The 22563-nt window shown below is 34.4% G+C and carries 10 protein-coding genes; 8 read left to right on the top strand and 2 right to left on the bottom strand.

Annotation, left to right across the window (positions count from 1 at the left end; all coding sequences use genetic code 11):
• Positions 1–63: 63 nt before the first annotated feature.
• The 4 genes from ACFCYN_RS07805 to ACFCYN_RS07790 all read left to right on the top strand — a co-directional run bounded on the left by ACFCYN_RS07805 (position 64) and on the right by ACFCYN_RS07790 (position 7137).
• Positions 64–1401, top strand: coding sequence for an MFS transporter (locus tag ACFCYN_RS07805; RefSeq protein WP_375948571.1), 1338 nt, complete (start codon positions 64–66; stop codon positions 1399–1401).
• A 99-nt stretch (positions 1402–1500) separates the two neighbouring features.
• On the top strand, positions 1501–2127 hold the full coding sequence (locus ACFCYN_RS07800; protein ID WP_375948569.1) for a chromate transporter: 627 nt from the start codon (positions 1501–1503) through the stop codon (positions 2125–2127).
• Positions 2128–2139: 12 nt separating this feature from the next.
• Positions 2140–2676 (top strand): chromate transporter, encoded by a 537-nt coding sequence (locus ACFCYN_RS07795; RefSeq protein WP_375948567.1) that lies wholly within the window; start codon positions 2140–2142, stop codon positions 2674–2676.
• A 369-nt stretch (positions 2677–3045) separates the two neighbouring features.
• The gene (locus ACFCYN_RS07790; RefSeq protein WP_375948565.1) at positions 3046–7137 is read left to right on the top strand and encodes a S8 family serine peptidase; all 4092 of its coding nucleotides are present in this window, start codon (positions 3046–3048) and stop codon (positions 7135–7137) included.
• An 84-nt stretch (positions 7138–7221) separates the two neighbouring features.
• On the opposite strand, the gene ACFCYN_RS07785 is transcribed toward ACFCYN_RS07790, so the two are convergent.
• Positions 7222–8133, bottom strand: a complete 912-nt coding sequence (locus ACFCYN_RS07785; protein ID WP_375948563.1) for a LysR family transcriptional regulator — start codon at positions 8131–8133, stop codon at positions 7222–7224.
• Positions 8134–8539: 406 nt separating this feature from the next.
• Here ACFCYN_RS07785 and ACFCYN_RS07780 point away from each other — a divergent pair, with 406 nt between their 5' ends.
• Positions 8540–12814: a S8 family serine peptidase gene (locus ACFCYN_RS07780; RefSeq protein ID WP_375948561.1), complete on the top strand. Its 4275-nt coding sequence runs from the start codon at positions 8540–8542 to the stop codon at positions 12812–12814.
• 245 nt (positions 12815–13059) lie between these two features.
• Here the strand turns inward: ACFCYN_RS07780 and ACFCYN_RS07775 are convergent, their stop codons facing one another.
• Positions 13060–14310 (bottom strand): helix-turn-helix domain-containing protein, encoded by a 1251-nt coding sequence (locus ACFCYN_RS07775; RefSeq protein ID WP_375948559.1) that lies wholly within the window; start codon positions 14308–14310, stop codon positions 13060–13062.
• Between the two features lie 566 nt (positions 14311–14876).
• Here ACFCYN_RS07775 and ACFCYN_RS07770 point away from each other — a divergent pair.
• The 3 genes from ACFCYN_RS07770 to ACFCYN_RS07760 all read left to right on the top strand — a co-directional run.
• The gene (locus tag ACFCYN_RS07770; protein WP_375948557.1) at positions 14877–16307 is read left to right on the top strand and encodes a hypothetical protein; all 1431 of its coding nucleotides are present in this window, start codon (positions 14877–14879) and stop codon (positions 16305–16307) included.
• 713 nt (positions 16308–17020) lie between these two features.
• Positions 17021–21187: a S8 family serine peptidase gene (locus tag ACFCYN_RS07765; RefSeq protein WP_375948555.1), complete on the top strand. Its 4167-nt coding sequence runs from the start codon at positions 17021–17023 to the stop codon at positions 21185–21187.
• A gap of 237 nt (positions 21188–21424) precedes the next feature.
• Positions 21425–22563, top strand: a 1139-nt coding sequence (locus ACFCYN_RS07760; RefSeq protein ID WP_375948553.1) for a S8 family serine peptidase, incomplete at its 3' end; no start/stop codon positions are given.

Here is a 22563-nt window from a genome sequence, read left to right as displayed (position 1 = left end):
TTTAACGAACATACTGAGTCATACCTAAGTATAAAAAAAGAATACACTTGGGGGTTATTTTAAATGATAGATGATACAAAAAGTAAAATAGGAAAGTTTCGGTGGATCATTCTCTCCTTTATGGTTATTTTATTTGGGGTTAATCAAGTAGATAAATCTTTACTAGGATGGGCATCAGAACCAATTATGAAAGAGTTTAATCTTAATAACGCCGAGTGGGGTATTGTTTCAGGTTCATTCTTTTGGTTATTTTCTTTATCTGCTTTAATTGGAGGCTTTTTAATTGATCGAATTAGACCTTCTCGGATTATAAGCACCTTATCTGGAGCATGGGGGGGATTACAGTTATCTTTCTTAATTGGCGGAGGATTTTCTTTTCTTTTATTTAACCGGATGCTTTTAGGTCTTTTTGAAGGACCTGCCTGGATTACGATGATGAAAATGGTGAAAAACTGGCTACCGAAACAGGAGTTAGGACGGGGACTAGGAATCGTTATATTAGGGGGTGGAATTCTTCCAGCAGTATTATCATCTTTTTTAATTAAGATGATTGATCACTTTTCTTGGAGAACACCATTTATTATGATGGGAGTCTTAGGCATAATACTAACGATAATTTGGATGAAATTCGGGGCGAGTTCACCGGAAGAAAGTCATTACGTTAAAATGTCAGAGAGCAATTGGATTAAAAATAACCAAGAAGTTTATGTTGATGAGGTAACTCCTACTGTACCATGGAGATCTATTTTGTTAAGCCCGGCATTTTTTGCAGTCGTCTTAGCATGCATTGTTCATTACTATGAAAGTGTATTATTTTGGACATGGAGTACTAAGTTTGTAACAGATACGTTTCATGCTACTTCTACGGAACTGTCTCTAGTTATTGTATTAGGTAATATTGGAGGAGCTTTTGGGGCTGTCATTTCAGGCTATTTAGCAGATATTATCTTAATCAAGACGAAAAACAGCTGGTATGCAAGAGGTCTTACGACGTTCAGCGGGACTCTATTATCTGGAATATGTATCATGTTCGTTACTAGAAGTACCACAGTCTTATTGACTTCACTATGTTTTGGATTGATGCTTTTCTTTAATTATTTTGCATTAAATGGAGCTACAACAATACTAAATGAAAGTATTCCAAAACAGCAAACTGGGAGGATTCTTGGTATAAATTTTATGATATACAGCTCCATGGGTTTTATTGCCCCTATTATTTCAGGATATGTTGTTGAATCTACTAACTCATATCGGATGGCTTTTGATATTGCTGCCTATCTTGCTTTTTTTTCTTCAATTGTAATTTTCATCTATCTGAAACCATCTAAATTTAACTTTATGATGAAAAACAATTCAGTTTCAAAGACGTCAGAGAACATTAAAGCAATAACTAAATCTTAAAATGAAATAAGCTGCCAAGTGCTTTTTAGAAAGCCTTGGCTTTTAAGTTTTGTAATGATTAGAAGAATAATTCATAGTTTGGATGGGGGGTACGTGGTAATGAAAAAATGGTGGAAGCTTGTTCTTGAAATCTTTTGGACATTTTTTAAGATAAGTCCTGTTACATTTGGCGGTGGATTTGCCATGATTCCCGTGATTGAGAGAGAAGTAGTAATAAAGAGGGGATGGTTAAAAAAGCAAGATGTAGCAAATGTTTTTGCTATTGCTCAATCAGCACCAGGAGCCATCGCGATCAATTCGGCGACATTTATTGGATACCGTGTTGCCGGACTAAAGGGTGCCATTACTGCAATGTTAGGAATCATGCTTCCCAATTTTCTCATTGTAATTTCTCTTTGTATTTTATTTATTCACTTCCAGTACAATCATACTATTGAAGCAGCATTTAAAGGTATACAGGCATCAATCGTAGCTTTAATTACATATGCTGGGTATCAAATTGGTTGTACCGCAGTGTTTGATAAGACAACTTTTTTTATAGTTGTTGTTTCCATTTTAATCTTATTATTTTCCGATATTAATCTTATCATAATAATTTTAAGTGGAGGCATCACAGGAATCTTATCAATCAAAGTAAAAAGTTGGTTAGGATTAATGATTAAGTTGGAGAAGGTAGAAATACAAGAATATAAGGATAGCGAGTATTTTATGGGAGATGGTATTTAAAGGAGAGAAACTATGTTTTGGCAATTATTTTGGACATTCTTTAAAATAGGATTGATTTCTTTTGGCGGTGGATATGCTATGTTACCAGTAATGGAAAGGGAAAGTTCATTTCATGGATGGATGACAATTCAAGAGTTTACCAACGCGGTTGCAATTGCAGGAATGTCACCAGGTTCCATAGCCATTAATAGTGCAATTTTTGTTGGATATCGAACAGCTGGTTTAACTGGAGCGGTGATTACAACATGTGGGATACTGTTCCCATCTTTGATTAGCATCCTGATATTAGCGACAGTCTTTTTTCGTTTTCATAAACATAAATTAGTAAAATCTGCATTTTATGGACTTAGACCCGTAACTACCGGTCTTATTATTTATTCTGCCATTCGTTTTTCTTTATCTAATAACATGATAAGTCATTTATCCTGGTATACATTAAGTCTAATTCTTATTTTTGCAATCTCTTTGTTTTCGTTATTTCGGCTTAAAATACATCCAATCTGTATTATTTTGTTTTCTGGATTAATTGGTATTTTGATATATAGTTGACGAAAGGATTGAAAATTATCATTGAGTTATTGATAGTAAATAATTTCAATAAATTTGTCTTAAAATGGAAATAAAGAATAATTATAAATTGAATAAATAGATCCCCATCACTAAAGCGACTCTTTCATAATAAGAGTCGCTTTCACATTGTTTTGAAATAATCGTATATATAAGTTTCCGTTAAGTGAACATAAATCAAAGTGAATTTTCTTCTGAAATTTTAGAATATATAATAAATTCATTCTTCAAGTAATTTGTTGAATTTTGTAAAAATGCTGCGGTTTAGAGTACGGGGGTGCAATTTAATTAGATTGAAGCAGTTCAGAAATAATTCAGTAGAAAATTAATTTAGAATGGATGATGAAGTTGATGGATAGGAAAGCAATTAGAAAACGGTTTAAGAAACCACTCCTTAATATTATGGCAGTTGGAATGTTATGCTCACTTTTCCAAGGTAATTACAGTATTGTTTCTGCAGAATCAAGTACTACACACAAAATGCTAGAATCATTGACAACTGAACAACGAGAGGCACTTAAACAGTTAGACATGTCACAAAGTAATGGATTGGAAGGTTTTAGTGCAAGTGAGTTAAATAGTAATGCAGACATCTCTGTAATTGTCGAATTTCGTTCAGAACCAGAGAAAGTAGCAGTGTTAAAGGCAGCATTGAAAGGAAAGAAGATTACAACTTCTCAAGCAAAAGAAAATGTTGATCAGGATCATAGTACGTTTCAAAAAGATGTAAATAAACTTTTACCGGCTGTTAATTCGAAAAGTGGGAAAAAGTCGTATAAAATTATGAGAAGTTTTAAAAAGGCATATAGTGGTGTAGCGATGACGTTACCTGCTAACGAAGTAAAGAAACTGCTTCAATCTAAAGCAGTTAAAGCTGTACATAAAAATGCTACTGTTACAATTGAACCTCCAACTAAATCTGAAGAGGGTCAAGGCAAGGAAGCATCTCTTGATAGTGGAGCATTTCTCAGTGTAGACAAGCTACACAATGAAGGGTACACAGGAAAAGGTGTAAAAGTAGCTGTCATTGATACAGGTATTGATTATAATCATCCTGATTTGAAGCCTGCATTTAAAGGTGGATATGATTTTGTTGATAATGATAATGACCCGATGGAGACGACATATAACGATTGGAAAAAATCAAATCAACCTCAGTTCAATCAAAGTGGATCAGCATACTATACAGAACATGGGACACATGTTTCTGGTACGATAGCCGCACAGGCTCAGAATTTAAACGGCCCAAAAGTAGAAGGGATTGCACCAGATGCAGATTTATATGTGTACCGTGTTCTTGGTCCATATGGAACAGGGTTTGAGGAAAACATCATTGCAGGTATTGATCAAGCTGTTATAGATGGTATGGATGTAATGAACTTGTCGCTAGGTTTACAGAGCAATGATCCGTTTTCTCCTACAAGTACAGCAATAAATTATGCAGTTCTTAGTGGTGTAGTAGCGGTTGTATCAGCTGGTAATAGTGGTCCAAATGCCTACACAATTGGTAGTCCAGGAGCGGCAGCACTAGCTTTAACGGTCGGAGCAAGTAGTTCTCCAATATCTGTTGTGAAATATAGTGGAAAATTAAATGGAGTTAACACTAATTATACATTGAGCAATTTGTATAAGGATTTTACAAGCGAATTAAACGTATTGAATGGAAAGAGCTTAGAGATTGTTGATCTAGGAGATGGACTAGAGGCAGATTACGCCAATAAAGACGTAAAAGGAAAAGTTGCTTTTGTTAATACAGGTACAATCGGAACACAATCCAAAGTAGTACTTGCCAAGAAATATGGTGCTAGCGTAGTGATTGCATATAGTAATAGGCCGAATGAAGGACCATCTAATTTTGTAAGAGAAGATCAGCGTTTTATCCCTACTTTTTCAATGAGTTATGAAGAGGGACTTGCTATGAAAGATCAATTAGCAGCTGGAAAACACACGCTCACATTCCAAAACTATAAGGAAACATTTACAGATGGAGATAAGCTTGCTAGTTTTAGTTCTCGAGGACCGACTCGTGAAAATTATGATATGAAACCTGAAGTTACTGCGCCTGGAGTTAGTGTAATGTCGACTGTGCCAGCATATGTAACAAATCCTGATGATACTTCCAATTACCAATTTGCCTATGATCGTTTATCTGGTACTTCCATGGCTTCTCCACACGTAGCTGGGATAGCAGCTTTACTATTACAGGCAAATCCACAGCTTGATCCGCAAGATATTAAAACGATTTTAATGAACACAGCGAAGCCCTTAGATGGGACATATAGTGTCTTTGAAGTTGGAGCAGGGCGTGTAGATCCGTATCGTGCAATTCATACGAATACTACAATTGGCGTACAAGATGAGACAGACATCCCGTTTAATGGGGAACGAGTTACTTTACATGAGGAAACTGGAGGTCTTGCACTTGGTGCTCATTATGGTGGAGAAGCACAAACGTTAGAAAAAAAGGTGAAAATAAACAATCAAGATAATAAGAAGAAAACATTTATATTAACAACTCATTTTCAAAAAGGAGTAAATGGATCGTTGGACGCGGTGCAAAATAAAATAAAAGTAACAGCGCCACCGGTTATCTCCGTGCAAGGATTAAAATCAAAGCAAGTCCCAATTTCAGTCAGTATACCAGCCAAAGCGCAATCTGGAATATATGAAGGATATTTCATTTTAACAAATCAAGAAAATAGCAAGGAATCGTACCGTATTCCGTTCAGTTTCCGTCTGTTAGAGGATGGGTTTAACACTGTTAATCTACTAGACTATGCTATTTCACCTCCATACCTTCATGTAAAAAGAGTGTACCAAAGTTACTCAAGCACATCCTTATTGGTTAATTTTAAGGCACCTATGAAAGAATTAGATCTTGTATTAGAAGATGCAAAAACAGGTAAGGAAATCGGGGCTTTAGGATATGTTGATGTGAGCTCGTATTATGACGGTGTAAACTACTTAATTAATGATGTATTTAAAGGGACGTATTATGCTTTTACAGATGATGCAGATCACCCTGTCGCTACACAAGTGAGCTATGCAAAACCAGGACTTTATCGTATTAAGATAATTGGTACAACTGAGCGTGATCAAACATTCACTAATTATCAGGAAGTATACATTGATAACAATGGTCCTACACTGACGACTTCTTTTGATTCAAATGAATCGCCAGTGATCGAATACAAAGAAGGACAAACAACGATCCCTCTACAAGTAAAGGTTACTGACAAAGAAGTTGATGAGATGACAAACGCAGGAATGGGAATCAATCAATCGATTAATGCTTTTAATTTTTCTTTAAACGGAAACTATAATGAGCCGATACGAGTCGGAGAAGATGGAAATCTTGATTTTACTGTTCCAATGAATGCAAGCGTTCCATTCTCAAAATTAAATATTTACGGGACAGACGCAGCAAACAATCCGAGCATAAAGAAAAATTATTACTTCGTGAAAGAAGGAACACCATATAGCTTTATAAAGAGTAGTCAAGTTGGTGTGAAGATGGGTGAGGCATTAAATGCCAGTCTTTCGCTACACAATGTAAAAAATATGCGCTCAGTAGAATGGACTATTACGAATAGTGAATCCAATTTAGAACTTGTAAATGCGAAGCTTAATGAAAACCTTTCATCTTATAAAAATGCGAAGGTAACTGTAGAGTCAAGTGGGAACACTTCCAAAATTAAGCTGGACTTAAATACAACAAAAGGAATATCTGATATTTCGGACGCAATTAATGTGAAATTTAAAGTGAAAAATTCAATTTTTGCTGCTAGTGCAACAATGAACGTAACAGCATCTTATACTGATGAAATAGGAACTCAACACACACTTTCTTCTGCAGGTGCAGATTGGATTATTCAACCTACTTTTTCTGAAATGTATGGTTATTTAAGTGCCGAGGGTATGGCACTAGGGTTTGATTGGACTAAAGCCGGTGTAAAAGCCCAACTTATTGACTCGAATGGTAAAAAATATGATGTTGCTTCTATTCTTTCTAGAAGTGGAGATTATAATTTAACAAATCTCCCACTTTCTGATCAATTATTTACATGGAGTGTCAAACTTCCAGGACATTTTTCTGTTTCGCAACCTTTACCAATTGGTGTGTTACGTAACAATGAGGTATGGGGTCAACGCTTACAGTATTTTACTAGATATATGATTGGCGGAGATGTAAATCAAGATGATGTAATCGACATCAAGGATGCTCTAGCATTACAAAAAGCGTGGGGTTCAGCAGACCGCAACTCAGATATATATTTTGATGGATTAGTAGATAAGCGTGACATGGAATTAATTGTTGTAAACTATTTAATGCAAAACCCAGATGCAAAAAATGCTCCTTCTCCGTTAGAAGAGAAGAATGGAAAGAAATTGGTAGATGTCCTAAAAGAATTAGGCTTATCATTTGAAGATTTTCCTCAATAAACAGTAATAATCACTTGTGATATTAAATACTAAAAAGGGGCACCGTTGACAAGACGGTAGCCCTTTTTTAGTATATCTATCAATCTATGAATCGGATTTACTAAATTTTTGAAATTCATTTTGTAAATAGCCGATCAGTTTTCGAGTACCATAAGAAGGCTTGCTATTCTTTCGCATCGCATAACCGTGTTGGAGAGAAGGTAAAGGAGGTAAATTAATTAAATTAATTGGAACAATACTTGCTTGATCTAAGTCAGGATGTTTTTCAAGATAAAAGTCGAGTACAAGTCCAATCGCTAAGTTTTCAGCAACAGCAAAGCGGATCGTTTCGAAGTTATCAGTTACAATTGCTCTTTTTATAGGTGAAGAAAAAATAGATTCTATTCCCTTTGAATAGAGTGGGCCACTATACAACGCAAAGCTCTGATCCTGAATATCCTTTACAGTTAAAACATCTTTACTAGCCAGATGAGATTCTTTTCCTACAATTACTTGAACTTTACCATTAACTAGCTGTTCAAATGTTATGTGCTCTAGTTCACCTATCATGTTGTCTGCCGCTAGAAGACCAATATCGGCCCTTCCATGCTGAATATCTTTAAATACCCCGGGTCCTAGATTCTCTAAAACTTGTACTTGTATGGTTGGATACTTTCTTTGAAAGTATTTTAAAGCTTTTAATGCAATCGGTAACATAGTTGGTACAGAAGATAATGTGACATGTCCATCTATTACATTGTTGTATAAATCTACTTGATCTTGAAGTTCATCTAATTTTGCCAAAACCTCATAAGCCTTTTGAATAATTAGTTTGCCCTCAACAGTAGGAGAAACGCCTTGTCGTGAACGAATAAACAATTTAAAACCTATTTCTTTTTCTAAGTTAGTAATGGATTGACTAACAGCTGGTTGTGTTACACACATGTTTTCAGAAGCTCGAGCAATTGAGCTAGTTTTGGCGACTTCAACAATATATCTTAATTGTTCAATATGCATAATCTCACTTTTTCTCCTTAACTATTAGTTAAGTTAATAAAATTTAGTTTTAATTTATTGTTTAATTATATAATAAGTTCTTAATTTATGGAATTATTTAACTATTAGTAAATCAGTTAAATATGCTTGAAATTACAATTACAACAAAAATATTTTAAGTCGAAAATACAAGAAAAAAATAGTAGAAAGATAGGCAAAATCACCTGAAATAGTGTTTGGAAATACAACAAGAGATGTCGGAGAATTTTTCGACCTCTTTATTTCTTTTTTTACAAAATATTAAGGTGAATCATGTAAATAACAGAAATTTGTAAAAAATTTAGAATTGATTGAAATTTGCAAAATCTAAATACGAGCAACTCTCCGTATAATGAATCTATCTTGAGAAAAGAAAGAAGGCTAGTAGATGAAAAAGAGTATGTTTAGAAATGTGACAACATTAGCATTAACAACAGGACTTATAAGTACTACAATGACACCAGGTTCCTTTTCACAACAAGTACATGCACAAGCAACTTCAAAGGTCGAACAAGTATTAGCAAATCTTACACCCCAGCAGCGTGAGGCAATTAAGCAATTGAAATTAAGTGATAAAGAAGGGCTTCAATTATCTAATGAAGTCGATCAAACAAGTGATAAGCTTACGTCTGTCATTGTCGAGTTTAAGGACAAGCCTGAGCAGGCGGCTGTATTAGAAGCAGCATCAAATGGTGAAACGTTATCAGCAAAAGATGCACAAGATAATGTAAGCGCTTCACATGAAGCGTTCCAAAATGATTTAAAAACAATTTTCAGCAGTGAATTAAAAGAAAAGAAAAATCCATATACAATTAGACGCTCATACAAAAAAGCATTTAATGGGGTTGCAATGACAATTCCGGCTAACAAAATAAAACAACTACTTAAATCAAGTGCAGTACAATCTGTCTATAGTGATTTACAAGTTCAAGTAGAGCCACCATCGATCAGCGAAACATCAACTACAGGAACACAAGCTGCAACGCATACGATGGTGACATTCCCTGGAGTTGAAAAACTTCATGAGGAGGGCTATACAGGTAAAGGTGTAAAAGTCGGTATTCTTGATACTGGGATTGATTATAACCACCCAGATTTAAAAGGTGCTTTTAAAGGTGGATACGATTTCGTTGATAATGACAATGACCCAATGGAAACAACATATGCAGATTGGCAGAAGTCTGGGCAGGCTGAGTTAGCAACAAGTGGAGAAGCTTATTATACTGAGCATGGAACACACGTTGCAGGTATTATTGCTGGGCAAGGAAAAAATGATGGAGATCTTTCAGTAACAGGAGTTGCACCGGATGCAGATATTTATTCATATCGTGTATTAGGACCATATGGATCTGGTTATACATCAGCTATTCTAGCAGGACTTGATAAAGCTGTTTCAGATGGAATGGACATTATTAACATGTCTCTTGGTGCAAATTACAATGATCCATTATATCCTACAACGATTGCGGTTAATAATGCTGTACTTGCAGGTGTGACAGCGATTGTTGCTGCCGGAAATTCTGGAAGTACGATGTATTCGCTTGGGGCTCCAGGTACTTCTCCTTTAGCTATTACAGTTGGGGCTAGTGACACATCTGTGACAATTCCGACTTATACAGGAACATTAAAATCGCCAACAGGTAATGTTCCAGCTGATTTAAAACTAGCAGCTCAAGGTTTAACGGATAACGTAGCAGATTTTGATAGTAAAACTATGAAATTAGTCAATGTATTATATGGCACTGAAGCTTCGTACCAGACGAGAAATGCTGATGGTACTGTTACACCAATTGATGTAAAGGGAAAAGTTGTATTAGCTCAACGAGGAAGCATTAGTTTATCTCAAATCATAGCGAATGCGAAAGCACATGGAGCAATCGGCGCTGTATTATATGATTCACCTGTGCCAAATGGCGATGTGTACCTTGGAGAAGGTTACGGTTATATTCCGACATTTTTAATTAGTAACGCACAAGGAACTGCTTTAGCTGCTCCAATAGGAGGATTGAAAACTGCTGGTGCTTCTATGGACTTTACATTTAGTAATATGAAGCAAGTAGTCACAACAGGTGATAAATTAGCGCCATTCAGTTCACGTGGTCCATCCCGTGTATTATATGATATTAAACCTGAAGTAACAGCACCTGGTGTATCTGTTTTCTCTACTGTTCCATCTTACATGCACGGGGCAGATCAAATCGGAAAATATAATTATGCTTACGAACGCTTATCTGGAACATCGATGGCAACGCCAAATGCTGTAGGGGTAGCTGCTTTAGTTAAGCAAGCACACCCTGACATGACTCCATCTGATGTTAAAGCAACACTAATGAACACAGCAGATCCTTTGTCTGATAAATATAGTGTGTACGAAGTCGGGGCTGGGCGTATAAATCCGTATAAAGCTGTCCATGCGCAAACGGAAATCCAAGTTAACGACAAGACTTTAACTGTAAAAAATGTAACAAATAATATAACAACTTTGGCAGATAAGGGAATTAAAAAAATTAAAAACATTACTGGTGCATTAAGTTTTGGTGAACAAGCCGTTGAAGGTAAAGACTTGGCTGATCAACGTTCAATCACTTTATTTAATAAATCATCTGTAGATAAAACATATGATGTAAAGGTTCAGTTCCAGACAATGGATGCTCGTTTTACAAGTGATTCTAGAGCAGACCAAGATGCTGCAGCAAATGGTGTTACTTTAGATGTAAAATCATCTGTAAAAGTAAAAAAATATAGCAGTGCAAATATGGATGCTACAATTAACGTACCAAAAACTGCAAAGCTGGGAACTTACGAAGGGTATGTAGTCTATACAAACCAAAAGAACCCTGATGAAACATATAAAATTCCATTTGCGATTCATACTGTAAAAGAAGGCATTGAATATGTGACAGCTAATCCACCAGCTTATACAATAGCGTATGAAGCAGGAAGTAATGCGACTAGATGGTCTATTGGGGCAAACTTTAAATTAAATTCACATATGCGTCATTTTGATTTCTTCCTTGTCGATCCAAAAACAGACAAAGAAATTGGTTTCTTAGGTTCAGCTGATGGAATGGGAGCAGATGAGAATACGGATTATTATTTCCGAGGCGTGCTAAATGAAGGAAGATATTATCCTTTAACTGATAACCCAGATAATCCGATTGCATATGACTCAAAACAAACGGATCCAGGAGCATATAAAGTTAGAATGGTAGGAACAAACGATAAAGGGGAAACCTTTACAGCAGATACATCGGTCTACTATGGAGAGAGAGAACCAAAGGTAACAATGGATAATATGAAACCTGGTGGCATTTACGAAACGGCTAATTCAACCGACACAAAAGTTTCAGTATCAGGTAATGTATTTGATAAAGACATCGATGATATGAAGGCAGCTGGAATTACTGCTTCTCAAGGTGATAATAATTTTACGTATTATAATCCGAATAGTTCTGCAGAAACAAGTATACCAGTAGACGCTCAAGGTAATTTCAAAGCGGAAATTCCTTTAAGTACATCTGGTCCAATTGTCAATGCCATTACAGAATATGACTTCTCAGATTATAGCAAATCATCTGTTAGAAACTATGGTAGTTTTGTAGATGCATACTTTGTAAGAAAAGGAACGTCTTATACAACTGCAATCGCTGATAAACAACGTATTAATATGGGTGACTCAACGACTGTGACATTCTCTACAAAAAATGTGAAAACAAATGTGAAGAAAGCTGTGTTTACTTTCAGTTACCCAAGCGCGTTTCTTGATGTAGTGAATGTGCAACCAACTGCTGCATATAAAGGTAAGTTAGATGTTCAATATACAAGTGTGCCTCAAGCTGGCGGTAAAACGTTAATGACCATTACTGCATCAGCGACTGGAGACCTTGCGAATACAGGAATAGCTGGAGATGTATCGTTAGTAGACTTGAATTTTAAAGCCAAAGATGCATACTACAAAGGTCCTATGAGTTTCACTAGTTCAACTGGAAGTAGATTCTTTAGTGCTGTTTATACAAATGTGGATAATAGTACAGTGACGACACAAGGAATTCAACCGTATTTCTACGTTACACCGAATTATTCAATTATGCGTGGATCTGTTGAGGTAGAAGGATTAATGAAGTTTAGTGGTTTAGAACCTGAAGTGAAAAAACTTGATTATACTAAAGCAGGTACAAAAATTAGTGTCAAAGATTCCAAAGGTAAAGAATATGGTGTAACTAATCAGCTAGGATATAATACTGGATTAGGATACCCAAATACATTTACAACGAATTTACCTATAACAGATGATACGTTTACACAAAAAATTGACGTGCCAGGCCACTTTACATTCTCGAAAGATTTTACAGTAGGAATAAAAGAGGACGGGAAGGTTACAGCGGGATCTAAACCTGTTCAATATGACTATATCCCTGGTGGAGACGTAAACAAAGATAATGTCATTGATATAAATGATGCGTTATTCATCCAAACGTATTGGGGTACAAATAAACGTGATGCAGACATTAACTTTGATGGCGTTGTTGACGCAAACGATATGCAATATGTCATCAATAACTATATGATGCAAAATCCATGGAATGATAATTCTCCTAAGGCAGTTAAGAAATCAAAAGGTAAAACATTAGATGATGTTTTACAAGCACTTGGTTTAGAATAATTAAATAAACGGTAATCTCTATAAGGGGTTACCGTTTATTTTATTCATTGTGGAATGATGAAAATAATACTTGTTATTTTACTCTTCTAATACTTCTATGACAAAATAAATAATGAATATGTATGGATTACCTCAAGTAAATAAAGACTCCTCAAGGGATAGCTAGTTAGCTTCCAGTTGGGATTATACAAATGAAAAGGCTCAAACCTAAGATTTAAGGTTTGGCCTTTTTCTTTTACATTTTATTACACAAATGGATTACTATTATTATTACGAAATTTGTTTAGTAATTTTTTTGCATATTCGTCTGCTTTTATTCTATTTTGTTTTTCCATGTAATAGTCGAATAATTTGAGTTGATAATGTTCGATTGCATCAGTGATACCAATTTTGTAATAGTATGGTAAGGCTTCAGTTTCTAAGTAGTGAAAATATTCGTTTTCTAAGTTTAGTAGTGTAAATTGGTGAAGCTTAAAAATATGGATGTGCATTTGTGACTCAATTCTTTCTGCTAAAAGTAAACCCTTCTCAACTAGTGGAAGTAAATCCTTGTTTGGTATTAGTTTCCCTTTTGTCATCGAATTAATATATCCTTCAAGAGAGAGCAAGTAGTTTTTTGTGTCCTTATCTTTCAATTGCATCGATTTTTTATAATACACACTCGCTTCCTTATATTGATCATTAAGTAGTTGATGGTATGCAAGATTATGATATAGAGTACTCATTTGGTTATTTAGACCGTATTGTGATGACAGTTCAATTAGACGGTAATAGTCTTTATCACTTGTATTACTCTTATCAGTTTCTTCAAGCTGAACGAGCATAAGGTTTTCGGCCTCTATCATTCTAGAAAAACATTGGCTTTCAGTGAAAAATTGTAATGCTTTATTGCCATAGTAGAAAGCAAGCACTCTAGAGTTCTTGTAATGATAGGCAGATGCTAGATCGTAATAAAATTCTTTATTATCATACTCAGTTGTGTTTATTTGCTTAAGTAGTGAAATTGCCTCTACGTAATCATTTTTAAATTTGAGTTGAAAGATTGCTTTATTATGAAGATGTAAGTTTTTTTCAAATTCACTTAAAGCTTTAGTTTGTTCTATATTTTTAATGTTTATTTTTGCTAATTTCTCATTATTATTTAACAGATAATATTTAGTCAGTATAAGTGTATAAAGGTGAACGAAATTAGATAGATGTATAAATGGAATTTCTTCTAATTGTTCTTTTATACGATCAGCTTTTACAGCTATTTTCATAATAATGGACTGAAACCAATCATTTAGTAACCTTTCTAAACTCATGAATTTTTTTATTTCATCTTCCATATTTATATTAAGTCTGTCAGCTATTAAAGTAATTGTTTGATCAGAAACTTCAGTAAGCCCTCTTTCAATTTTACTTATGTGAGTCGCAGAACAAATTCCTTCACCTAAGTCAGATTGATTAATATTTCTATGTTGTCTATAAAATTGGATAATTTTCCCTTCAACCATTTTCATCCCTCCGCTTAAGTTAATACTTTAATATTTTAATAATAACCCCAAATGTATGAAATGTATTTTTTATTTTTTGGGTATATCTATTTATGTAGATTGCAAGTTTTTGTGGGTATTTGGTCTAATTCTATCTTATAATACGATAAAACTTAATTTGTAACTTTTATTTTGTAGGTCTTTAGATCTCCCATAAACCCCCATAGCTTATATTACTTCAATATACTAGATTTATATAGTGATCTATATTTCCTAAAGTACAGAATATTGTCTTCTATTTGTTGTTGCTACTTGAGATGGATGTTTGTTTTATAAAGAAAAACTTTTAGGGAAATTCCACAATTAAAAAAATCACTAGTAATAGGTTGAAAAGAAAAATCTAGCTAATTATTTAAAAATGGGGCTAGATCGAAAAATTAAATAAAATGCTTATGGTCAAAATGGTTTTACAGTCGAGTTGAACTATAATAATACGCCTTCAAATATAAGAGACCAAATCACTTAAAGATTTGGTCTCTTATTATTAATATGTTATAAATCGTCATTTAAAGGGATGGGGGTCCAAAATGAATGATATTCTACTTAATGAATTTACCAAGTTGTTGAATAGAAATAAATGGAACTTTAGAATCTTATCAAAAAAATCAGATATACATTATACCGATATCAGTAAAATATTTAATAATAAAATACATATTTCTTTACATAATTTGGATGCCATAACTGAAGCTTTCCAACTTCCTAAAGGGGCATTTTATAAAATGTATTTGAACCTATGCTTTAATGAAAGACATCTTTTAGATAAAAGAAGAAGTAGTTCACTGATTTATCAATGTGCTAAGTATGGATTTAAATCGGAGTTATCCTATATTTTATCAGTTATGATAAAAGAAAAATCAAAAGCAATTCGGACTAAATACTTTCAAAATTTATTTTCGATTGCAGAACAGCTTTTCTTAGATGGGAAAGAAAGAGAATCATTACCTTTATATGAAATGGTCATTAAATATATGCCACATTCAGCAACTGAAGAAGTGGCGATAAGTTATTTTAGAAAGTTTTATATGACCATTCCATCCAACAAAGGGAATTCACATTTGGTTCATGTATTAGAGTATATTTCGTATATGCCAGATAAATTTCAAGAATTAACCATCTTATGGATTACAGCTTCCTATTATTTCTTAAGGGAGTGGAATGAGGTTTTACATTATGCTAAAAAATTAGAAAAAATCACAAAAAATGAAGATTATTTGGGACGTAGTTTAATGTATCAAGCATTTGCATTAACTAGATTAGGTGGTAATTTAGAAGATGTTTTAAATAAAATTGAAACATATAGTAAAATAAATGATCATTATGCAGAAATTGCTGCTGGAAATCGATATGTTGCACTTATAGATTTTGGAAACCTAGAAGTAATTGATTTCTATTATAATTGGTTAATTAAACGTGATGACCTTTTTATTGGAATTCCAAGGATTATTGAATGCTATGTAAAATTAGGGAGATTCAAAGATGCAGAAATCTTTATTGAAAAGCATCAAGATCAAATTGAAGCAATGAGTAACTCTTCTAATTTATTTATTCAACATCTTTATTTAGAATATAGGTATGCAATCGGAATATTAAAATGTGAAACAAATAATACCCATTTAGGGATAGAAGAATTATTAAAACTGGCTTTAAAACTGAAAAATGCTGAGAATCGTGAGAAATTTCGAAAATGTCTCTTGGCAATCTGGAATTACCGAAGATTTTTTAATAGAGAATTAGAAGAAAAATATATGAAGCTTTTAAACTCAGAAAATAAAACGTATTCTACTATGAATTCAAATAAAAATGATAGTAACTTCGAAACGATTGAAAAATCTGATTACAGTCATAACATTTGGCAAGAAAGCAAAAGTGATATAGCCCACGAGTCTATAAATGAAAGTATTTTTGCTTACAATGAGATTTCAAATTTTTATTGGTGGGATGGGATCACTCAGTAATATAGTACGACTGGTAATGGTTCCGTATAACAAATAGGCCCAAATAGAATTGTAACCCATATATTGTCGATTTAGTTTGACAATGATTTAAAATCAAGTACGAAATACAAAGTTGAAGTGTTAGATATTGTCCACAGACACTAAGTTTAAAATAATAAAGTGAAAGTATTAGGAAAAACGGTAATCTTTTATTGGATTACCGTTTTATTTTTGTTCAAGCTAGGTTGATATATAGCGCATTAGTTTATTGATATCACTCATTAGTATTTTTAAAAAATGTATATGATAAACGATTCCCAAAAAATGAGTTTTTCATTTGAGTATAACAAAAAAATGAGTAACAATTTTTGGGGAATTTTAATTACATCAAATTAATAGTATAAAACTTAATTATAACAAGGAAAAAAATGGTATGGAAGCTAATTTTTTTTGCACTAAACGACATTTATTCTGACCATAAAACGCCAATTATTCAATGTTTTAGTAGAAAACCTAAAAAGTATGATCTGAAATCATAGGAAAAATAAAGAATTAGAAGGAAAGAAAGATACAGATTATAAATTAAATGAACATATTAAATAACACGCTCGTTTTTTGTCGAAATTTATCGATAGAATGTTTAGTTTTGTGGAATTTGTCAAAATTTCGAAAGTGTAAACTTTCCGTATAATCTAAATAGAAAGAAAAAACAAAAAATGGGGGAGAATAACAGGATGAAACGTTTAATCAAAAGTACTGCAGTTTTGGCTTTAAGTACTGGTGTTTTATTTAATGCATTTCCAATCACACAACACCAGCCAATTGCAAAAGCTGCAGCACAATCTACTATTGAAGAAGTGCTTTCAAAAATGACGTCAGAACAACGTGAAGCTTTAAAGAAAATAGAGGTTACTAGTCAAGAAGGTTTACAATTACCTTCTTCAGTCGATTTAAACAGTACTAAAAATTTATCAGTTATCGTTGAATTGAAAGACAAGCCAGCAAAAGTAGCTGTTTTAGAAGAAGCAGTGAATGGCAATAGTGAATCGCTAGCCGATGCAAAACAAAAAGCAGATGATGCGCAAGAAACATTTAAATCAGATTTACAAACAATTTATAAAGACGATTTAAAAGACAATAAGAATCTTTATAAAATTAAGCGAACATACAAAAACACGTTAAACGGTGTAGCGATTGACTTACCAGCGAATAAAGTTAAGTCTTTATTAAATTCTAAGGTTGTTAAAGCTGTTTGGCCAAATAATGTGATTAAAGTTGAGCCAGAAAAAATAGCTGAAAGTGCACAAGGTTCAACTACGAAAATGGAAACAGAAGTGTTTCCTGGAGTAAGTAAATTACATGCAGAAGGATTTACAGGAAAAGGCGTTAAAGTAGGGGTTATCGATACAGGAATCGATTATAATCACCCTGATTTAACAGATGCATATAAAGGGTATCGCGCGCAACCTGGCGTTGATCCAAAAACTATTAGTCCAAGTTCAGTAAAAGGTTGGGATTTTGTTGACAACGACGCAGACCCAATGGAAACAACATATGATGACTGGAAAAAATCCGGTTTAGCAGAAAAGGATCCACTTACTGGTGAAGCATTCTACACAGAACATGGAACACATGTATCTGGAATTATTGCTGGTCGTGGTAAAAATAATACTGATTACGCAGTAACTGGAGTTGCACCAGAGGCTGATTTATATGTTTATCGTGTACTAGGAAGATATGGATCGGGATCAACTGAAGCTGTTTTAGGTGGTATTGATAAAGCGATATCTGACGGCATGGACGTCATCAATTTATCACTTGGATCAAGCATTAATGATCCAGAAAATATTGAGAGTCTTGCGTTAAATAATGCAGTCCTTTCAGGTGTAACGGCTGTTGTAGCAGCAGGTAACGCAGGAGATGGTATGGATACGTTAGGATCACCAGGGGCAGCAGCATTGCCTATTACAGTTGGTGCGAATGATACGAAAACTGTGATTGAAACATCAAAAGGTACACTACATGGAACAGAAGATGTTACGGCTGATTTAAAATTATTTGGAAAAGGCTTTGAAGATAATGTATCAAGCTTAAAAGGCAAAAATTTACCAATCGTTTTAGTACCAAGTGTAGGTGCAGATTCTGATTATAAAAATATTGATGTGAATGGAAAGATTGCATTAGTAAATAGAGGATCAGTATCACTGAATGATAAAATTACAATTGCTCAAAAGCATGGCGCAGCTGCAGTTATTCTGATAGATAACGTACCTGGCGAAGGGTTTGTTCCATCGTACTTAGGTAAAGGTTATGGATTTATTCCTGCATTCTCAATGTCATATGAACAAGGGGCAGCATTAGTCGCAAAACTTGGTACGGCTAATCCAACCTTCTCATTTGATGAAATCGGACAAGTAACGGATGAAGGTAGTAAGTTAGCGGCATTCAGTTCACGTGGGCCTTCTCGTATTAATTATGATATTAAGCCTGAAGTAACAGCACCAGGTGTTGCGGTATTTTCAACCGTACCTTCTTATATGCATGGAGCAGATCAAATTGGAAAATATGACTATGCTTATGAGAATTTATCAGGTACATCAATGGCTACACCGAACGTAGCGGGTGTGGCAGCATTATTAAAACAAGCAAATCCAAACTTAACACCAGCACAAATTAAAGAAACATTAATGAATACTGCAGATCCACTAAATGGTGACTATAGTGTATTTGAATCTGGTGCAGGCCAAGTTGATCCTTACGAAGCAATCCATTCAAAAACAAGAATTGAAGTAGTGGATGAAACTAAAGGAACATACGATAAAAAAGGTAATTTAACAACGGTAAAAGATTTAACAGGTGCACTTTCATTTGGTTCGCATGCTCCAGAAGGAAAAAATATTAGCGAACAACGCACGCTGAACATCTATAACAATAGCAATCAAGCAAAAACATATGATGTGACTGTTTCCTATCAAGCAGGCCGTCGTGGTTCATTAGATGCTGACGACAATGGCGTTATGGTCGTGACAGATAAATCGATTAAAGTTGGGGCAAACGCGAAAAAGAGATCAACAGTTGCAATTACAGTTCCAAAATCAGCAAAATTAGGTATTTATGAAGGATTTGTAACGTATACAAATCATAATAATTCAGAAGAAACATTCCAAGTGCCTTTCGGAATTAAAACGGTGGAAGAAGGAATAAATCCAGTAACGATGAGTCCACAAGCCTTTACGCAAGTATTTGATTCAGCATATGCAGGTCAATTAATTTATACAAACGCGCAATTTAGTCTGAAAGCAAACTTAAGCACAATTGATGTCATCTTAGAAGATGGGAAAACAGGCGAAGAATTAGGCTATGTAGGGACGTTAGATGGCCTGCGAATGAAGGAGAATGTTGCTTTATCAGCGAGAGTATTTAATGGATATTATTATAAAGCAACTGGCGATGATGAGCATCCATTTGCGTATGATTCTGATTTAGCAAAACCAGGTTATTATAAGATCAAGTTAGTTGGCAAAAATGACGCTGGAAAAACATTTACGCAAGAAGCACCGTTCTACTTTGATAATACGGCGCCAAAAATGACAATTAACAGTCCGGATGTTGTCGAATATAAAAACGGTCAAACAAGTGTGACAATAACTGGTTCAGTTTACGATAAAGAAACGGAAGAAATGCAAAAACTTGGCATGAACTTTAATCAAGGTAGTACAACAGTGTATTATGCAGACTATTTAAACGGTGGAAGGGCCGTGTCGGTACCTGTAAATTCTGACGGTACATTTACAGCGACAATTCCAACAAATGCAACAAAACCGATGGAACTTGTGTTTTATGCGATGGATGCGGCATCAAATAAAACATTTAAAGAAGGTAGAGATATTTTTGTTACGCGTGATGACGTAACGTATGGTTATATGAACCCTGAAAAACGCACGGCAAAAATGGGCGAAACAACGAATGCTACGTTACTATTAAATCATGCAAGTGATGTCAAACAAGTAGTCTATACATTCCAATATAATAAAGCTGTTGCAACGATGAATGTAATACCCAACCCAAGTGTAGTTGATAAAGTGGATGTAAAAGTGGAAGATACAAAGTTGGTTGGAACTACATATGAAGGTAAAGTAACAGTCACAACAAAAGATGGAGTTGCCCCATTATCAGGCAATTTAAATCTTGCAGATATCGAATTTAAAATGAGTAATGATTATAATGCGGGTGCTGTAATTTTCCCTACAAACTTATATAGTGTTAAAGTTACGGACAATAGCGGTACGACAAAAACGGTTCCATCTGGAAATCCATCTATTACTTATATGCAACCAACTACTTCTTTACTGGATGGTAATCTGTTGGCAGAACCGTTCTTAGCTCCAGATGGAGGTATACTTGGTTCGTTTGATTATTCTAAACTAGGGATAAAAGTTAAAGCGACAGCTGGTAACGGTAAAGTGTTCGAAGGAGTTACGACTGCTGGAGGTCGTTATCAAGTGCCGAATTTACCATTAACGGATGATAAGTATGAGTTAGAAGTAAATATTCCAGGGCATTTTACACAACACAAAGACTTTACAATCGGATTCCATGATGAAGATGGAAAAGTGATGAATCAACATCTTAACTTGAAATTAAATACGGCGATTGCTGGAGATGTTAACAAAGACGATGTCATTGACGTAATGGACGCGCTTTACTTACAAACTTATTGGGGAACAAATAAACGTGATGCAGATATTAACAATGATGGTGTAGTAGATGAAAAAGATCTAGCATATGTAGAACAAAACTACTTAATGCAAAATCCAACAATTAACTACGCACCAACACCTAAGAAGAAATACAAATCACAAACTCTTGAAACTGTTAAGAGTGCATTAGGTGTTAACTAAAATATAAATTAATAGTTTATGAGTTAGTTTAATGGACTTCGGTATAAACCGAAGTCTTTTTTTTTAGTCAAAAAGGAACGATTTAGAATGATGAAACAAGAATTGAATAGAAAAACTTGTCGAAAGCTGTTGATAAATAAAGAAACGTTGGTGAAAAATGTTGAAATCTAAAAATTATAAACTTTCAATATAATTAGAAAGTAACAGAAAACATATTTGAATGGGGGATATAACAAGTTGAATCGTTTAATTAAAAGTACAGCAGTTTTAACATTGAGTACTGGTGTATTATTCAATGCATTTCCAGTAACTCATCATCAGTCGATTGTAAAGGCTGCGTCGCAAACTTCAATTGAAGAAGTGCTATCAAAGTTAACGCCTGAGCAACGAGAAGCTTTAAAAAAAATAGAGGTTACTAGTCAAGAAGGATTACAGCTACCTTCTTCAGTCGATTTACAAAGTTCTAAAAATCTATCAGTAATCGTTGAATTTAAGGAGCAGCCTGCAAAAGTAGCCGTATTAGAGGAAGCTGCAGATGGCAATAGCCTATCTCTTGACGATGCAGAGCAAAAGGCAGACAATGCGCAAGAAACATTTAAAACGGATTTACAAACAATTTTTAAAGATGATTTAAAAGAAGATAAGAATCTTTATAAAATTAAACGTACATACAAAAATACGTTAAACGGTGTAGCAATAGACTTACCAGCGAATAAAGTTAAATCTCTATTAAACTCAAAGGTTGTTAAAGCAGTTTGGCCAAATAATAAGATTCAAGTTGAGCCACCAAATGCAACTGAAAGTGCTGGGGATTCTCAAGATACGACTAAGAAAATGGAAACAGAAGTATTCCCTGGTGTAAGTAAATTACACGCAGAAGGATACACTGGTAAAGGCGTTAAAGTTGGGGTTATCGATACTGGGATTGATTATAATCATCCAGATTTAACGGATGCATATAAAGGATATCGTGCTCAAACTGGAGTTGATCCAAAAACAATTAGCCCCAGCTCAGTAAAAGGTTGGGACTTTGTTGACAATGATGCAGATCCAATGGAAACAACTTATGATGACTGGAAAAAATCCGGTTTAGCAGAAAAGGATCCTCTTACTGGTTCAACTTTCTATACAGAGCATGGAACACATGTATCAGGTATTATTGCTGGACGCGGTAAAAATAATACGGATTACGCAGTAACTGGGGTTGCACCTGATGCGGATTTATATGTATACCGTGTATTAGGAAAATTTGGTTCTGGTACAACGGAAAATGTGTTAGGAGGTATTGATAAGGCTGTAGCTGATGGGATGGATGTTATTAATTTATCATTGGGTGCTAGTACAAATGATCCGCAAAATATTGAAAGTCTTGCAGT

Source organism: Gottfriedia sp. NPDC056225, assembly GCF_042267765.1.
Taxonomy (GTDB): Bacteria; Bacillota; Bacilli; order Bacillales; family Bacillaceae_G; genus Gottfriedia.
Note: the sequence above shows the minus strand (reverse complement) of the source record. Positions and strands in the feature narration are given on the sequence as shown.

Coding starts and splice junctions, on each gene's coding strand:
- ACFCYN_RS07805 (WP_375948571.1), top strand. CDS start 64: ATGATAGATGATACAAAAAGTAAAATAGGAAAGTTTCGGTGGATCATT.
- ACFCYN_RS07765 (WP_375948555.1), top strand. CDS start 17,021: ATGAAACGTTTAATCAAAAGTACTGCAGTTTTGGCTTTAAGTACTGGT.
- ACFCYN_RS07780 (WP_375948561.1), top strand. CDS start 8,540: ATGAAAAAGAGTATGTTTAGAAATGTGACAACATTAGCATTAACAACA.
- ACFCYN_RS07790 (WP_375948565.1), top strand. CDS start 3,046: ATGGATAGGAAAGCAATTAGAAAACGGTTTAAGAAACCACTCCTTAAT.
- ACFCYN_RS07800 (WP_375948569.1), top strand. CDS start 1,501: ATGAAAAAATGGTGGAAGCTTGTTCTTGAAATCTTTTGGACATTTTTT.
- ACFCYN_RS07770 (WP_375948557.1), top strand. CDS start 14,877: ATGAATGATATTCTACTTAATGAATTTACCAAGTTGTTGAATAGAAAT.
- ACFCYN_RS07775 (WP_375948559.1), bottom strand. CDS start 14,310: ATGGTTGAAGGGAAAATTATCCAATTTTATAGACAACATAGAAATATT.
- ACFCYN_RS07785 (WP_375948563.1), bottom strand. CDS start 8,133: ATGCATATTGAACAATTAAGATATATTGTTGAAGTCGCCAAAACTAGC.
- ACFCYN_RS07795 (WP_375948567.1), top strand. CDS start 2,140: ATGTTTTGGCAATTATTTTGGACATTCTTTAAAATAGGATTGATTTCT.